Raw genomic sequence first — 16554 nt, 5'->3', positions numbered from 1 at the left:
TCAGTTTTTACCACTCTTCTTTTCTCATGCTACTTTTCCTTAATTTGATGTATATGATTACTTTCAATTCTACACAAAAATATTTTTTGGTATTCTGCAATAATAGAAATTAAATACTAATAAGAAGGTTTTCTATACGCTAGTCAGGACTTATAAAGAGAGATTTAAGAATATAAAGGAGTTAGTTAAATTACTGATAAAATTGACAAATCAGAGATATCATGATACCCTTAAGAGTGAAGTCTGATTGTTAAGATTATTTTGAAGCTAAAAGTTATGAGCACTATATTTTTTTACAAAGAGTTTAATGACCATGATTTAGGTAATGGTGAAAGTTTTTTAAGGAAAAAGTTCAATACAACAATTAAAGACTTAAAAGAAAATAAACTTACATGTCAGGGGAATATAAAACTCATATCTAGTAGAGGAGGCATTAAATATCTTCGAGCTAAATTAAGTGATAGTGACAGGTTATTATTTACGAGTATAGAGCATAATGGCGAAGATGTCTTTGTTATATTAGAAGTAATACCAAATCATGATTACGAGAACTCACGCTTTCTTAAAAGTACAGACAAAACAAAAAGCATAGAAATAAAAGAAACAGAAGAAGAAGCAATTGAAAAATCTTCTGATATAGTTGAGGTTAAAGATCTTGAGCGAGCTAATTGGCTTGGTAAGCTTGTTACTTTCAGTGAAACACAGGAAGGTATAATTAAACGTACTGAAGAGTGTAGACTACCTTTAATTATTAGTGGAGCTGCTGGCAGCGGAAAGACATCAGTGACTTTGGAAAGCCTTAAAAAGATACAAGAGAAATTCAAGGGAGGAAAAGTTCTATATATTACAAAATCTAAAAATCTTGTAAATGAATCGAAAAAGTTATTTGAATGTGAACGCTATGATGAAACTACTGATGAATTAAAGACTTATATTCCAGAAGAAATTGATTTTTTATCCATTCATGAATTTTTTGAAAAGGTAGCAAAAAAAGATGTAGAAGGAAAGAAGCCAATTAATAGGAGAGAGTTTTTTTTATGGTTCAACAAAAAATGTGAGGAAGGTAAATTCAGGAAGTATGCAAAAGACGGAGATAAAATATTCGAAGAATTTATAGCTGTGATAGCGGGAGGAGGCTTAGGAAGGAAGCAGTATGAAGAGTTAGGAGATAGACAAGCTATATTTCTTAAAGAGAAAAGAGCTAATATCTATAGCCTTTTTGAGAATACAAGAAATTTATAGAAAAAAGTTCTGGATATTATGATACTAGTCTCATCGCCCATGAGTGTATTCAAAAGGTGCAGGCTAATTATGATGCGGTTGTTGTAGATGAAGTTCAGGATTTAACTGAAAGCGTGTTAGATCTAATATTAAAGAGCTTAAAAGATGAGAATAAGAGTAACTTTTTATTATGTGGTGATGCTAATCAAGTGATACACCCTAGTTTTTTCTCTAAATCTAGGTTAAAGTCTTTTCTCGGTCAAAATGGATATGTAAAGAACAATGAGTCAGAGATTTTTTATACTCTCGACAAGAACTACCGTAATAGTGAGCAAGTTATTGAACTCGCCAATCGTATATTACACCTTAAGAATTATTGTTTTGCTTCAGAAGATAAATTAACAGCGAATGAAAGAGAAGCTTTTTTCATGACAAACGATACTAAAAACACGGGTAATGTTAGCTTTTTTGCTAAGGATAAAGAACAGGAAATGGCAAAAAAAGTATCTGAGTCGATAAATTGGGCTATTTTAGTTCTGGATGATGAGAATAAACAAGATGCTCGTAAATTATTTGGTACTCCGCTTGTGTTTAATATACATGAAGCCAAAGGTTTAGAGTTTGAAAATGTGATTCTTTACAAGTTCACATCTGATAAAGCTTATAATAAAATATTGAGTGTAGCATGTCCAAATAAAGATGAGAAGGAGATTGAAAATACTATTAGTGAAGTTCGTAGTTCATATAATGAAAAGGATGTTAACACTTCAAGAAATAAGGATAAGGAAGATAAATCTTTTGAGGAATATAAATTCTATATGAATGCTCTATATGTCGGAGTTACTCGTGCTATCGATAATGTTTATATTATAGATGATGAAAAAAAGTGTAATTTATTGCAAGTAATAAAACCAGAAGGGGAGAAAATAATTAATATAGAGGATATTAAGAAAGAAGAATCTTCTCCCGAAGAATGGAGAGATATGGCACTGAATTTAATAGATGAAGGAAACATAGAACAAGCTAAAAATATAGCACTAAATTTAATAGAGAAAGAAAACATGGAGCAAGCTAAAAATATAGCAGAAAAATTGCTACGTAAAGGGGAAGAAGAACATTTTCGAGAGGTCATGTTCTCATTAAAAGCTCTGGCTTCTGATGAAATGAGTTTAATAAAACAATTTAAAACAATGGATATATCTAATGTAGTAGTTTTATTTAATCAAATGTTAGAAGGGCATAAAAGGAAAAATCTTTTATCTTTTTATAAGAAGGCTCTTCGTCCTTTTGTTACGCTTTTGCAAAAAAAAGATAAAAAAAATCCTATTTCTTCATTACATTGTGCAGTAGCAAAAGGTTTTTATAATTTAGTTGAATTTTTGTTACAGGAAGGAATTAATGTTAATGTTAGGGGTCATAATGGTTGTACTCCTTTACATATAGCAGCAGGACAAGGTAATGGGAATATGGTTAAGCTTTTGCTGGATAAAGGAGCTGATGTTAATGCTAAGGATAATGGTGGTAATACTCCTTTATACTTTGCGTTATCATCACATGAAAAAAGTAAATGCTTGTATGTAATTGAACTTCTTCTCCAAAAAGGAGCTGATGTTAATGCTAGGGGGGAGAAAAATTTTACTCCTTTGGAGTTAGCGCTACAAATTGCGAACAATTCTAGAATAACCGAATGTCTACTTGCTAGCCCGAATGTTAATGTTGGTTGTGTAGAACTTCAATCTTTTAAGAAGAGCAAAAATCAAAAAATATTTCTTCAAAAAAAAGATCAAGATGAAAAGTTGTTTAAAAAAGTAAAAGAAGCAACAGAAGAAGAAGGTAAGGGTAAGCTAGGTACATTACTAAAAGAGATAAAGGATTTACTAAAACCAAAAAGTAAATATGGTTTTAAGCCAAGTTTGAATTACTCTCCAGATGGTGATGATAAAAATACGACTCTTAAAATTGCTATTAAAGCTGGTGGAAAGTTACTGCAGCTCTTATATGATTATGCTAAGAAGAATATAGGTGTAGATTCTGAAATATTTAAACGACTCAAATATGCTAAAGAAAACCCTCAGCCTAGAAGTAGTTTTAATGATGTTACTACTCCTCATAATTTGGCTCAGGCTCAAGTTTCAACTACGTGAAATTTAATTTCTTAACTTTTTGATTTCATCAAGGGAAAGGCCAGTGATTTCAGCTATAATATCAATAGAGACACCGGCCTTGAGTGAGTTTTTGGCTATAGCTATTTTAGCATGTTGTTCGCCTTCCTCTTTCCCTTCCGCTCTGCCTTTTTCATGGCCGATTTGGATGCCTTCTTCCCTACCTTTAGCAGAAGCATCATCAAGACGTTGTTCCCAAATAGCAGCTTCTTTCTGTACACTCAATACTCTTTCTTCGTATGCCGCTAGGTCCTTTTCATTCCAACTAAATTTGTCTAATTCATCATATGCTAGCTTTATTATTGGGGCTTTCTCTGCAATATCTTTTAGGTCTTCATCTGTAGTATTTTCTGCATACCGAAAAAAGAAAACCCACCTTTCTACTGTGCTCTCTAGTTGCTCTACTCTGTTTTTTGTAAATTTCGGCAGCTCAATAAAGACGAATTGAAAATCCTTTAGATAATGGCCATTAGTTTTTATCTCTCGTATATTATGAGTGGAAATGTATTCAACCTCTGGAGGAAATAACGTACTATTAGAAATAGCAATAAAGAATACTTTCTTAAAATCAATGTAACTGCCAGATTGTCTGGAGTAAGCTTTAGCAGCATAAAGTTGGGCACGTTTTTCAAAGCCTTTATCACGAGCGAGTTGCATTTCCGCAATATACCTATTTCCGTATGAATCCTTACAAAGAACATCAACAATGCTTTGTTTATCAGAAGCAATTTCAGGATTCATGATAGTGCTAAGAAACTCAACATCTTGTATAGTGTTAACACCAGTAAAGCCTAAGATATCATTTAAAAAGTGAATAAGGATATTCTTATTTTTCTCAGTGCCGAACACTCGTTTGAAGGACAGGTCAAATTTAGGATCTAGAAATTTAGAAAAAGCCATGATGAATTAACCTAGAAAGCATTAATAATTATACACAATTGTGAAGAAATGTTCAAGTTTTTTATTTTTAGTTTATTTTTTTAAGTTTTGAATGCGTTAATGTCTCCCATAGATGGCTTTAGAATGCTACTACGCATCTTAGAGGTCCTTTTGTACATCTTTCTGCTATAAAGCAGCTTACAAGCCCAGCCCATGAATTATACCTATTTTAGGTGTGAACTTTTAAAACTTACCATTTTAGCTTGTCACATCATAGACATTTAATATACTAGTTTTCAACAAAGGTGACAATATGCGTGCGCCAAGCAAAGTGCGTAAAGTCCAGTTGGTGAAAATCCAACCCAGGCAAAGCCTAGCCAGCAGGCTGGAACAAACCACTATGCTGCGTAAGGTAACGAGCGTAGTAAAGCTAGTGGAATGGACAACACAGGGTACAACGAAAGTGAAGGTATTGAGTCCCGAAATTCTCGATGTCATAGAGGTCGACACGTTGCATATAGTGGAAGACAGCAAGAAGGGTAACAATAGGGCAAGTTATCACTCACTCTATCGGGATCTGAGGCCGTATCACGTGTTGAGATGGAGTTTACGTAAACTTGGGAGATCCTTTGTATTCCTATTAAGGTACGTTGGAACAAGTCAACAAAGGCGAGTACTGACGGAAGATATAAAGGAAGTCGGACTGATTGATAGTACTCAGAGTGTGGGAAAGCCACATACAAGGGGAAGCGGTCAGCAATATAGTGACTGGTTTAGGAATTGCTATGCCAATACAACGGAGGTTGGAATAACGTGCAAAGAAAACTAAATCAGATAGCAGTAAGAGCCAGGCAAGATAAACGATTGAAATTTACATCGTTAATTCATCTGATAAACGCAGAGAATCTTGCTGAATGTTATAAAGAGCTAAAGCATAACAAAGCATGCGGTATAGACCAGGTGACAGTAGAAGCTTATGGAGAAAATCTTGAAGAGAAGCTCAACACTCTGGTGGATAGTATGAAAAGAAAGCGATATCAACCGCAACCAGTGAAAAGAGTATATATACCAAAAGCTGGAAGCAAAGAGAAACGCGGGCTTGGAGTACCGTCTACAGAAGATAAGTTAGTCCAGATAATGCTGAAGAAGATATTAGAAAATATTTATGAAGCTAACTTTCTGGATAACTCATATGGTTTTCGTCCTGGTAGAAGCTGTCATCAAGCGGTAAATGCACTAAATAAAGCAGTTATGTACAGACCAACTAACTATGTAGTAGAAGTTGATATCAAGAAATTCTTTGATAATGTCCAGCACAAATGGCTAATGAGATGCTTGAGAGAACGGATAACAGACCCAAACATACTGTGGTTAGTAAAACGATTTCTTAAGGCAGGAGTAGTCGAAGCAGGACATTATGAAGCAACTGAACTAGGCACACCTCAGGGGGGAATAGTAAGTCCTATACTAGCTAATATATACTTGCATTATGTGCTGGATTTGTGGTTTGAAAAGAAATTCAAGCTAAGATCTAAAGGTTATATGGAGCTAGTTAGGTATGCAGATGATCACCTGATTTGCTGCGAAAGAGAAAAAGATGCTAGAGAACTCTTAGAGTCACTGAAACAAAGGCTAGGAAAATTTGGACTGGAAATATCTGAAGACAAAACAAGAATAGTAAAGTTTGGCAAAAAGGAGTGGCAACAAGGAATAAGGGAGAAACGAAAAACGGAAAGTTTCAACTTTCTAGGATTCACCCATTATGGTACAAGGAGTCGTAAAGGTAGAGTAATGGTAGGTCATAAAACCTCGAAAGAAAATCTATCTAGAAAACTTAAAGAAATCAAAGAATGGGTGAAAAAGATCCGAAATAAAGTTCACCTTAAAGATTGGTGGTCAATACTTAAAGCAAAACTAACAGGACACTATAACTACTTCGGAGTTAGCGGAAATTACCGGTGGTTGAATAAATTCTTCTGGCGGGTAATCAAGCTAGCGTATAAATGGATAAACCGACGTAGTCAGAAGAAGAGTATGAATTCAAAGCAATTTATACACTATCTACAAGTTAATCCATTACCAAAACCAAGAATATGCTACTCATTATATACAAAATAGGAAATGCTGTGAATACTACATTGTGGAGCCGTGTGCGGGAAAGCTGCAAGCACGGTTCTGGTGGGGGAGTCATAGCGATAAAACTTAATCAGGAGGATTTAAAACTATGACTTCTACCAAACAGAAAGCTTGATAGAACAAGGTATCACAGCTACAACAACAATGTCTGGAGCAAACGCACCAATTGATAAAACAGACTGGTCACCACTTAAAGGTAAACATATTATTATTTGGCCAGATAATGATGAAGCAGGTGCCAAATATGCTAAAAATGTTGGAAATAAGCTTTTAGAAATTGGAGTTGCATCACTTGCTGTTCTTGAGATTCCGCAAGGTAAACCTGAGAAATGGGATGCTGCTGATTGTGTAGAGGAAGGTATAGATGTCAAAGAGTTTTTAGCTTCAACTCCGTTACTTACTATTGATACTCCAGCTACTGATACTTCAAATATGAAAAGTTTAGAAAGATCCACAAAACAGCCACTTAACATTTTAGATTGGAGTGCAGAGCGCTTTGTAGGTCCGGTACCAGAGCAAAAGTTTCTTGTTGAAGGTCTATTTCCTTTAGGTGTTACTTCAATAATAGCAGCAATGGGAGATACAGGCAAAGGTATGCTTCTTCTTGACCTAGCGCTTAAGGTTGCAAGTGATAAGGATCAGATGTGTGGCTTTGGTTCACTTGTTACTGAACATGGATCAGTAGTGATTTTTTCAGCAGAAGATGATGCAAGTGAGATACACCGCCGCTTAGAACGACTTGACCCTAAGTGTGAAAGGTTGAAACATAAAGATAAATTATTTATTGTACCACTGCCAAACGTCAGAGGATCACTTACAATACTCAGAAATGTTCGTGGTAAAATCGTCGAAGTTTCTTCTGAATTCGAATCCGTAATGAAACAGCTCGAGGAAATTAAAGATCTGAAATTGATAGTATTTGATCCACTTGCTTCATTTATCCATGCAGATATAAATGCTGATCCTGCTGTAGGGGATTATCTAATGTGCTTATTATCTGATTTAGCATGTAGTACTGGAGCTTCGATAATTACTGCTCATCACATGAGAAAGCCAAAAGGAGAAAAACCAATATTAACTGCTGAACAAGCACGCGATGCAATTAGAGGTACCTCTGCTCTTGTTAATGGTGTTAGATGCTCATACGCTTTTTGGCCAATAGAAAATACAGCTAGGCTAGAAATCTTTAAGGCAGTAGGAGAAACACCAAGACAGAATGCTTTGTTTCATGGGGCAGTTGTGAAGGCCAATGGTTTAGCTGATCGCACTGTAAGAACTTACCTAAGAAATCAGGAAACAGGGCTACTAGAAGATATAACAATACAACTAACAGTTAAAAATGCTAGTGAAAAAGACCTTAAAATATGTCTTACTGATGCAATTACACGATCTGCTGCTTCAGGACATCCATTTACTCACACAGGAAGCACAGGAGTATATAAACAACGGCATAGACTACCTGAAGTTTTTCACAGCATGGGAAGAGATCGACTAGAGCGTATAGTTCAGGAACTTTTACAAGCAAAGCAGTTAGTTAAAGGAATGTCTACAGGTGCAAAAGAGGATAAGTGGCTTGACATTCCAACTGGACCATTTGCTTGTGGTATAGGAAAGTTCACTCTTGGAGCTGAAGATTTTAGCTATAGGCAAAATTTAATGTTAGGATAAGTCTTTCTTTATGGGTGGCTCTTTAAATATTTTAGAGTTGCCCTATTTTCTCTATTCAATCTACCATCTACTCAATCTAACTTCGGAGCCACAACCCTATTATAAGTTATGATTTCAATTAAAAAGGGATAAGACATCAAATGGTTGAATTATATTCCTGATTCCTTGGTTACTAAATAAGTAATGAGAAACTAGGAAGCTAAAGATCGCTTGAATCCTAACCTTTTGCCCTCTATTCCTAAAAGTGTTCCTAGTTATTATGTGTCTGAAGTCAGCCAGTATAGCGGATTCTACGTTCCTAAAACCCTTATATATTATATATATATAATAGTAATAAATAATAATAGATAATATAAAATAATAGTAAAATACAGATAAAGTACAATAACTTAAACAGCAAAAAGAAAGAAGTCCAGAAAGGCTGCCACAAAATATTATTAAGATATTTACATTTAATGAAAAATACAATTAGTGCGTTTTTAAAAGGCTCTTACTCTCATCTTTTTTTTATGCTGATAAAACTCAAATAAACGTTGGTCTGCTAATGCGGTTTTAAAACGATTCTACGACTTCAGGGTACAATTATACCACCAAGACCTAAGTTGCTCATGTAAGGTAGCTTAAAAATCGATTATGAGGCATTTCTAAATTATTTTTTATCTCAAATTTTTATTTATTACAAAAAACCCTAAAGCTAGTCTATCATGTTTTTTTGTTGGTTGCAAAGAAAATTTTTCAAAAAAGATTGAACAACTTGTGAAGGGGTTAATGGAGACTATATGAGAATACAACAACTTTTATTGCAAACCTCTGAGCAATTGATTGCAAAACTCTCAGTGATGAAACAATCTTTATCAGCAAATTGTAGATGAAGCTAAAGGAAAAAAGTTTGAAGTTACTGCCATAGAAGAAGAGACAGAAGCTCGTAAAATTTGATTGCTGCTTAAAATGGAGACAAAGAGCAAAGTTTATTTACGTCTCCAACAGAAAAGCTTCTTTTGTAGTAGTCAAAAAAAGCAGAGATATAGGGCTTTCTGAAGGGAGGGGACAATTTTTCACCCCCCTTAAAATTAAAACAAAAGGTGGTAAACAAGATGTCAAACACAGATAACTCAACTACAAGCTGGTTTTTGTTGTAGTTAGATAGTTATTTTCTCACTTTCTTTACTTGCTTTAATTAATTCATCAAAATCAGATTCATGTAATTTGTCCTGTATAACTCTGTACTTTTCGTATTCTCCTTCAGCCAGGGCTTTTGCAACTTCAGCACTAACTTTACCGGCATCTTTAAGTACTTCATAATCATTGAACAATAGAAATGCATCCAATTTTTCAGCCCAGTCTTGCATTTTCATCAGCCGATTCTTTTTTGCTTGAAGTTCTGCATAATCTAGATACATCGAAACAATGTGGTTTAGTTCACTTAGTTCTTCTTCAGTTAAGTAATTTTTCGCAATACTTACATCACTCTTGTGAATTTTTTTACCTGGACCATCTTTCCATGTAGTTAGCCCCATATGTGGTTTTTTGTGATCAACCCGAGAACATATCAACTCTGCTGCAGTTAAACCATAAATTGCCCAATATAATTTGTTTTGTACTTTTGCGTAAAATTGTTTTGTTATTTCTGAATTTGGATCGTAATCTACAGAACATTCGGCATAAATGTCTGTAATCTTCTGGTAAAATCTACGTTCGGATGCTCGTATTTCCCTGATTTTTTCAAGTAATTCATTGAAGTAATCTTTGCCAAATTTTTCTCCGTTTTTTAATCGTTCACTATTTAATGCAAATCCTTTGATGATAAAATCCCTCAAAACTTTTGTAGCCCATACTCTGAAAGATGTTGCTTTTTTAGAATTAACTCGATAACCAACAGCTATAATTGTATCTAAATTGTAAAGTTGTGTTGGGTAATTTTTACCGTCTGCAGCGGTTACCTCAAAAGTGGAAACAACTTCTTTTTCCTGTAATTCACCAGATTCAAATATGTTCTTGATATGCTTACTAATAGCTGGCAGTTGTACATCAAATAATTCAGCCATCCTTTTTTGCGTAAGCCAAAGATTTTCATCTCTGCATAAAACTTCAATTTCTATATTTCCACCTGGAGTAGTATAAAATACAATCTTATTCTCATCCATTATCTATCTCCTATAACTTACAAACAAACCATTGATCATCAATAGGAATTTAACCAATTAATTGTCTCTACTGCAACTAAATTCTTTAAAACGTCTTTAGAGGGCTATTATAACTTATTAATGGGCTAGATAGAGGGGGAATGTCTGTTTTATCAAAAATTCATGTGACCTCTTCTCAGCTCCAGTAAACAGTTATTTCCAAAATGGAAACAACTCAAATAGTAAGGTGTCTAGGAGGTCGGACTTCCGTTTAGCGGGTTCTTAAAGTTTAGGCTCTCTTTAATTTCTGAGCTGCATTCAAATTATTTTAACTTTTTTTCAGAAAATCCCGGAAAAAGTGGTGAGAAATCCGGAGTATAGGGGCATTGAGTGTAGATGTGCTTCAAACACAAAAGTCGGCAAATAAACAGAGTAGAAAAGATTGAAGGAAGCAAAAGAAATTTAGGCTTTTGGTAAGTTACGTAATTGAGAATTTGTATTTTTTTAGATGAGGTAAAAACTTTGTTTTAAGGTTAGATGCAACTTTAGGGTACTACCATTACCAAAGAACGCATATAATGCCCCTTAGAACTCGAATAAATGGCATTCTTAGTAATTCTATTACTGTATAGTAAACTCATGAGTGAGTTTAGCACGTTTTTTACGCTTTGCAAAGAAAAATTAAAAAAAAGTGAACAGTTTTTGTAAAATCGGTGAATATATATAATAGCAAGTCCTAACTAAGGTAGGTAGCATAAGATTCTTGTCATTGGCCAACAAAAACCCATTCATAGCGTATTTTGAAGGAACCAAATGATATTTAGTGCTACTTGCAGTTTTAAATAATAGCAAATGCTAACACTCGATCTCGGCAAACAAACAGGCTGGGCAATTCTCAAAGACGGAGTAATTCAAAGTGGGAGTGAAAACTTTCATGGTAGCCGCTTTAGTGGAGGTGGAATGTGCTTTTTAAGTTTTAGTAATTGGCTTAATTCTTTGAAAGATATTTCTGCAGTGTATTTTGAGGAAGTAAGAAGACATTTAGGAACAGATGCTGCGCATTGTTATGGTGGTTTCTTTGCCGTTTTAGCTACTTGGTGTGAAAAGCATCATATACCATACAAAGGTGTTCCGGTGAAGACGATAAAACGTTTCATAGCAGGCAAAGGCAATGCAAGTAAGGGTGAAGTAATTGAAGCTGTGAAAGGCAAAGGTTTTTTCCCTCAAGACGATAATGAAGCTGATGCTTTGGCGTTGATGTTCTATGTTAATAATTTTAGTAAAGATTTTAACATGCTAGATAGCACATAGGAAGTGGGTCCTTTCCGCCAGTCAGGCTGATTTGGGAGCGAAACCCCGGGCCCTCTCTAGCGTCAGAAGTATTTTAATTGTTAACTTTTTGTTAAGAATTTAAACATAGCAATTTAATACACTAATATGAACTTAGCAACACACTACTATCCTATTGAAAATCTTGTCGAATATGAGCGCAACCCTCGTAAGAATGACGATGTAGTAAACAGAATGTGCGCTTCAATTCGGGAGTTTGGTTTTCGTATTCCGATAGTTGCAAAAAGCGATGGCACTGTGATTGATGGTCATTTAAGACTTAAAGCAGCAAGAAAACTGGGCATGGAGAGTATTCCAGTAGTGCTCAGTGATAATTTAAGTGAAGCACAAACCAAGGCTTTTCGGTTACTAGCAAATCAATCAGCTAACTGGGCAAAGTGGGACGATGAGCTTTTAAAAGTGGAAATTCAAGAGTTAGAAGATTTGGAGTTTGACCTCAAAATGACTGGATTTGAGCTAGAAAAAGTCCAACGCTTTCTTGATAACCTTGATGGAAGGGAAGAACAAGGGGAAAAGGGAGAAAAATTTTCTGATTTAGCTGGTGATGACAAAAAAGTGGAAATAACAAAACCAGGGGATCTGTGGATTTTAGGTGGTCATAGAATCTACTGTGGTGATAGTTGTCTGGTTGAATCATTTAAAGCGGTATTAGACGATAAAATGGCAGATATTACCGTGTGTGACCCTCCGTATAACGTAGCATATGGTGACAGTCAGGAAAGAGAAGACAAGAAGATATTAAACGATGATCAAGGTGAAAAATACGAACTTTTTCTGTATGACATTTGTTCTCACGTTTTAGCATACACCAAAGGGGCAATTTACATTTGTGCATCATCATCTGAGCTTTCAACCTTGCAAAAAGTATTTGAAGAAGCAGGTGGTCGTTGGTCGACATTCATCATTTGGGCAAAGAATCATTTTACACTAGGGAGATCTGATTATCAAAGACAATACGAAGCAATACTTTATGGTTGGAAAAACGGCAATAAACGTGAGTGGCATGGAGGCCGTAATCAAAGTGATCTCTGGTTTTACGATAAGCCAACGTACAACTCGCTGCACCCAACGATGAAACCAGTGGAGTTAATGGAGAGAGCGATAGTAAACAGCAGTAGACCAGGAGACATAGTTCTTGATCCATTTAGCGGGTCTGGAAGTACATTAATTGCCTGTGAGAGGACAGGAAGAATCTGTAGAACCGTAGAACTTGATCCCAAATTTGTTGATATATCCATAAAGCGCTGGAGAGTATATACGGGAAGAGAAGCGATACTTTCGGATACTGGCAAAACCTTTGCCCAAATTCAAGAATCAAGACAGTAAGGTAAAAAGAGGAAAAAAAGTGGAAAGAGGAGGGTCGAAAGTAACGCAGACGGAATGGGCAAGAGAACTAGGAGTTTCAAAGCAATACGTCTGTTATTTAGTAAAGAAAGGAATAGTTGAGCTGGAGGATGGTTTGATTGACCGAGAACAAGCAAATAGAGCAATAGAAGCAATTAGAGATCCAAGTCAACCACTGAGGAGAAAAGGCGGAGAAGAAGGGGAAAAAAGAGGAAATAATGAACTTTCCACGATGTTGCTTAAAACTCGGATTAAAAACGAGATGGAGCGGGGAAGACTGCTGGAGGCAAAGGCAAAAGCTGAAATTGGTGAACTTATCTCAGTAGAAGAAGTAAAAACCGAAGCATTTAACGTGGCAAGAGTGGTTCGTAACAATCTTTTGAATATCCCAGACAGAGTATCAGCATTACTATAGTACTTCCCAAAGTAAATGATAAAGGTATAATAAGCTATTTGAGTTATAATGGCGTATAGTGTGGATTTAAGGGAAAGGGCAGTATCGATGATAGAAAAAGGGAAGTCAAAGGTTGAGGTGGCAGAGCTTTTGGAGATAGGAATAGCAACTCTGTACCGCTGGTTAAGAAAGAAAGCCGCTGGTGAAAGCCTAAGGCCATCGAAAAACGGCAGCTTTATTCGAAAAATAGACCCAAAAATACTCGAAGAATATGTTAAAAAGAATCCAGATCATACGCTGGCAGAGATGAAACAAAATCTTGGATTTGGAATAAATTCAATTTGGTATAGGCTGAAACAGCTAAGAATTACTTTAAAAAAAAGTTACACTATATCAAGAGCGCAATCAAGAAGATAGGCAGCGATTTACCGATAAAATCTCAAAAATAGACCATTCCAGCATCTTATATATAGATGAAGCAGGAGTTGATAATAGGTTATACCGAGAGTATGGACGTGCTCCAATAGGAAAGAAAATTTATGCAGATATTCCAGGAAGAAAACGAGAGAGAATCAGTATAATAGGCGGGTGGATTGGAAAGAGATTTATTGCACCAATGACTTTCAAAGGTGGGTGTGACAAAGAGGTATTCAATACATGGTTAGAGAAGATGTTATTACCTAAATTGCCACATGGTACTACAATAGTTATGGACAATGCCACATTCCATAAAACTCCCAAAACAAAGGAGTTAATAGATAATGCTAGATGCCGTTTGCTCTATCTACCAACATATTCACCAGATTTGAACCCTATAGAGCATTGTTGGAATACCATCAAAAGCCGCCTCAGACCTTTAATGCATAAATATACAGACTTACAACTTTTGGTTGGTAATACCATAATGGAAATTTATCATTCATTTTAGAAAATACTATAGCATCGATGAACGACACAGAGAAGATCCATAAAACGTTAACAGAAGAGATTACCAATGCCCTCGAAGAATTATCGAAAAATACATTTTAATGACTACTGTTAATTTATATTCAAATAATTTAAAATTATTAAAGAAAATTAGTAGACGCCTTATAATAATAGGCTCAATAGCTATCTCTATTTCTACAGCGTATGCAGGAATAATTGCAGTCATTATTCTCAGTTGTTTTGCTAACTGATGTCCACTGCAAACGTTCTATTCTGACCGATGTGAAAGTAGCAAAATTTCAGCAGCAAATAACACTATGATCTATAGCAGTAGTTTTTATGCAGGGCTAAGGCCAGATCCACCGCTTAAAGTATCAGAGTGGGCAGATAAGAATCGTAAACTTTCAACGATAGCATCATCAGAACCAGGAAAATGGAGGACAGAAAGAACGCCGTACCTGAGAGAAATAATGGATTCGCTTTCTCCGTCCTCACCAGTTGAAAAAGTGGTATTCATGAAAGGAGCGCAGATAGGAGGAACAGAAGCTGGAAATAATTGGATAGGTTATGTAATCGACCAAACACCAGGGCCAATGCTGGTAGTGCAGCCAACAGTAGAAATGGGAAAACGTTGGTCAAAAGGAAGATTTGCGCCACTGATTGAAGAAACGCCATGTTTAAAAAGTAAGGTAAAAGACCCAAGATCGAGAGATTCAGGGAATACTGTGCAGAGCAAAGAGTTTCCGGGAGGAACGGTAGTAGTAACAGGTGCCAATAGTCCAGTGGGTCTGCGCTCTATGCCAGTAAAATATCTTTTTCTTGATGAAGTAGATGCGTATCCAGGAGATTCAGGAGGAGAAGGAGATCCAGTTTTACTCAGCATAGCCCGAACTAATACTTTTGCTCGTCGAAAGATTTTTTTGGTATCAACACCGACGGTTCACGGAATAAGCAGAATAGAAAAAGAATTTGAGAGTTCAGACAAACGTTACTTTTTTGTTCCTTGTCCGCATTGTAATTACTATCAGGTGCTGAAATGGCCACAAATAAAGTGGGAAGAAAAGAATCCAGCAACAGCGCACTACGTTTGCATAGAGTGTAGGGGAGAAATAAAAAATCATCAGAAAACAGAGATGCTAGCCCGTGGAGAATGGAGAGCAACAAACACAGAATGTAATAATGATAAAGTAATAGGTTTTCACATATCAAGCTTATATAGCCCAGTAGGCTGGTATAGTTGGAAACAAGCAGTGGAAGATTATCTGCATGCAAAGGAAAATGAACAATTACTGAAAGTTTGGATAAATACAACACTGGGAGAAACCTGGGTAGATAAGGGAGAAGTACCAGATTGGAAGCAACTATTTGAGCGTCGAGAAAATTTTCCGATAGGCATGGTGCCAAAAGGTGGAAAAATAGTGTTAACGGCAGGGGTTGATGTACAAAAAGATCGTTTAGAGGCAGAAATTGTAGCATGGGGAAGAAACCGAGAAAGTTGGTCAATAGACTACCAGGTATTTGAAGGAGATCCTGGAGGAGAAGAAGTATGGGGAAAACTTTCGGAATTATTAAATCATCATTTTATCGGTGAAAATGGGCTTGAATACATGATAAGCATGATGGCAATTGATGCCGGGTATGCAACACAAGAGGTATACAACTGGGTAAGAAGTCATCAAGGCTCTGGAAGAGTAATGGCAGTAAAAGGGGCAAATAAAGCGCTAGTGCCACTGAGCAGCCCAAGTAGAGTAGATGTAACAGTTAGCGGACAAAAGCTAAAGAGAGGAATGAAGCTGTGGCCAGTTGGAGTATCGATATTAAAGTCCGAGCTTTTTCAATTACTTAATGTTTTAACAGAAGGGGCGCCAGGGTATTGTCATTTTCCAGAGTATCCACCTGAATATTTTAAGCAACTAACTGCAGAGCAATTAATTACCAAGGTAGTAAAAGGATATACCAAACAAGAGTGGCAAAAGATAAGAGATCGAAATGAAGTACTAGATTGCCGAATTTACGCAAGAGCAGCGTCTATTGCCCTGGGGATTGATCGTTGGTCAGAGAGTAAATGGGAAGGTGAAAAAGCTAAAAAGTCAAAAAGAGTGAGAAGAAGTCAATGGTTGAATGATGATGTATAGCCAAGAATATTTAGCCCAAGTTGAAGAAGCGATAAGGAAGCTACAGAGCGGAGAGAGAGTAGTATCGATTGCATATGGTGATCATGTGGTTAGGTACGCAGAAATTCAGATAAAAGATCTATTGGATTTAAGACAACGAATTAAAGCTGAGCTAAAAGTTGCAGGTGTGAAGAGAAAGATTGTGATTTCAACGAATAAAGGGATCATATAATGAT

Annotated in this window: 12 protein-coding genes and 1 pseudogene; 11 read left to right on the top strand and 2 right to left on the bottom strand. The window is 36.0% G+C overall.

Annotation, left to right across the window (positions count from 1 at the left end):
* The first annotated feature begins 276 nt into the window (after positions 1-276).
* Both ABWU72_RS00525 and ABWU72_RS00520 read left to right on the top strand, forming a co-directional pair.
* On the top strand, positions 277-1242 hold the full coding sequence (locus ABWU72_RS00525) for a DEAD/DEAH box helicase family protein (RefSeq protein ID WP_353283779.1): 966 nt from the start codon (positions 277-279) through the stop codon (positions 1240-1242).
* 56 nt (positions 1243-1298) lie between these two features.
* On the top strand, positions 1299-3365 hold the full coding sequence (locus tag ABWU72_RS00520; RefSeq protein ID WP_353283778.1) for an ankyrin repeat domain-containing protein: 2067 nt from the start codon (positions 1299-1301) through the stop codon (positions 3363-3365).
* 3 nt (positions 3366-3368) lie between these two features.
* Here ABWU72_RS00520 and ABWU72_RS00515 read toward each other — a convergent pair whose 3' ends face one another.
* Entirely contained in the window at positions 3369-4283 is a 915-nt protein-coding gene (locus ABWU72_RS00515) for an Rpn family recombination-promoting nuclease/putative transposase (protein ID WP_353283777.1), read from the bottom strand.
* A 792-nt stretch (positions 4284-5075) separates the two neighbouring features.
* Here ABWU72_RS00515 and ltrA point away from each other — a divergent pair.
* Positions 5076-6380 (top strand): group II intron reverse transcriptase/maturase, encoded by a 1305-nt coding sequence (gene ltrA / locus ABWU72_RS00510; RefSeq protein ID WP_017531706.1) that lies wholly within the window; start codon positions 5076-5078, stop codon positions 6378-6380.
* Between the two features lie 129 nt (positions 6381-6509).
* A complete protein-coding gene (locus ABWU72_RS00505; RefSeq protein ID WP_353283776.1) occupies positions 6510-8066 on the top strand; it encodes an ATP-binding protein in 1557 nt (518 codons plus the stop codon).
* A 1139-nt stretch (positions 8067-9205) separates the two neighbouring features.
* Here ABWU72_RS00505 and ABWU72_RS00500 read toward each other — a convergent pair.
* Positions 9206-10210 carry a virulence RhuM family protein gene (locus ABWU72_RS00500; protein ID WP_410530106.1) on the bottom strand — a complete coding sequence of 335 codons (1005 nt, stop codon included), beginning with the start codon at positions 10208-10210 and terminating at the stop codon, positions 9206-9208.
* A gap of 831 nt (positions 10211-11041) precedes the next feature.
* On the opposite strand from ABWU72_RS00500, the gene ABWU72_RS00495 reads away from it, so the two are divergent.
* The 7 genes and pseudogenes from ABWU72_RS00495 to gpW all read left to right on the top strand — a co-directional run bounded on the left by ABWU72_RS00495 (position 11042) and on the right by gpW (position 16550).
* Entirely contained in the window at positions 11042-11500 is a 459-nt protein-coding gene (locus tag ABWU72_RS00495; RefSeq protein ID WP_353283775.1) for a Holliday junction resolvase, read from the top strand.
* Positions 11501-11626: 126 nt separating this feature from the next.
* Positions 11627-12865, top strand: a complete 1239-nt coding sequence (locus ABWU72_RS00490; protein WP_353283774.1) for a DNA modification methylase — start codon at positions 11627-11629, stop codon at positions 12863-12865.
* 19 nt (positions 12866-12884) lie between these two features.
* A pseudogene (locus tag ABWU72_RS00485) lies at positions 12885-13295 on the top strand (hypothetical protein); the annotation flags it as partial.
* 51 nt (positions 13296-13346) lie between these two features.
* A complete protein-coding gene (locus ABWU72_RS00480; RefSeq protein ID WP_155968342.1) occupies positions 13347-13694 on the top strand; it encodes an IS630 transposase-related protein in 348 nt (115 codons plus the stop codon).
* A 19-nt stretch (positions 13695-13713) separates the two neighbouring features.
* Positions 13714-14205 (top strand): IS630 family transposase, encoded by a 492-nt coding sequence (locus ABWU72_RS00475; protein WP_155968340.1) that lies wholly within the window; start codon positions 13714-13716, stop codon positions 14203-14205.
* 316 nt (positions 14206-14521) lie between these two features.
* Positions 14522-16339 carry a phage terminase large subunit family protein gene (locus ABWU72_RS00470; RefSeq protein WP_353283773.1) on the top strand — a complete coding sequence of 606 codons (1818 nt, stop codon included), beginning with the start codon at positions 14522-14524 and terminating at the stop codon, positions 16337-16339.
* Positions 16332-16550, top strand: a complete 219-nt coding sequence (gene gpW / locus ABWU72_RS00465; protein ID WP_353284050.1) for a gpW family head-tail joining protein — start codon at positions 16332-16334, stop codon at positions 16548-16550. Before ABWU72_RS00470 ends, gpW begins: the two co-directional genes overlap by 8 nt.
* The last annotated feature ends 4 nt before the right edge of the window (positions 16551-16554 follow it).

The organism is Wolbachia endosymbiont (group A) of Lypha dubia (genome assembly GCF_964028575.1).
In the GTDB taxonomy this organism is placed as follows: Bacteria; Pseudomonadota; Alphaproteobacteria; order Rickettsiales; family Anaplasmataceae; genus Wolbachia; species Wolbachia pipientis.
The sequence above is the reverse complement of the archived record's forward strand: the minus strand, read 5'-3'. Positions and strand labels throughout refer to the sequence as shown.

Coding starts and splice junctions, on each gene's coding strand:
- ABWU72_RS00525 (WP_353283779.1), top strand. CDS start 277: ATGAGCACTATATTTTTTTACAAAGAGTTTAATGACCATGATTTAGGT.
- ABWU72_RS00515 (WP_353283777.1), bottom strand. CDS start 4,283: ATGGCTTTTTCTAAATTTCTAGATCCTAAATTTGACCTGTCCTTCAAA.
- ABWU72_RS00500 (WP_410530106.1), bottom strand. CDS start 10,210: ATGGATGAGAATAAGATTGTATTTTATACTACTCCAGGTGGAAATATA.
- ABWU72_RS00495 (WP_353283775.1), top strand. CDS start 11,042: ATGCTAACACTCGATCTCGGCAAACAAACAGGCTGGGCAATTCTCAAA.
- ABWU72_RS00490 (WP_353283774.1), top strand. CDS start 11,627: ATGAACTTAGCAACACACTACTATCCTATTGAAAATCTTGTCGAATAT.
- ABWU72_RS00480 (WP_155968342.1), top strand. CDS start 13,347: ATGGCGTATAGTGTGGATTTAAGGGAAAGGGCAGTATCGATGATAGAA.
- ABWU72_RS00470 (WP_353283773.1), top strand. CDS start 14,522: ATGATCTATAGCAGTAGTTTTTATGCAGGGCTAAGGCCAGATCCACCG.
- gpW (WP_353284050.1), top strand. CDS start 16,332: ATGTATAGCCAAGAATATTTAGCCCAAGTTGAAGAAGCGATAAGGAAG.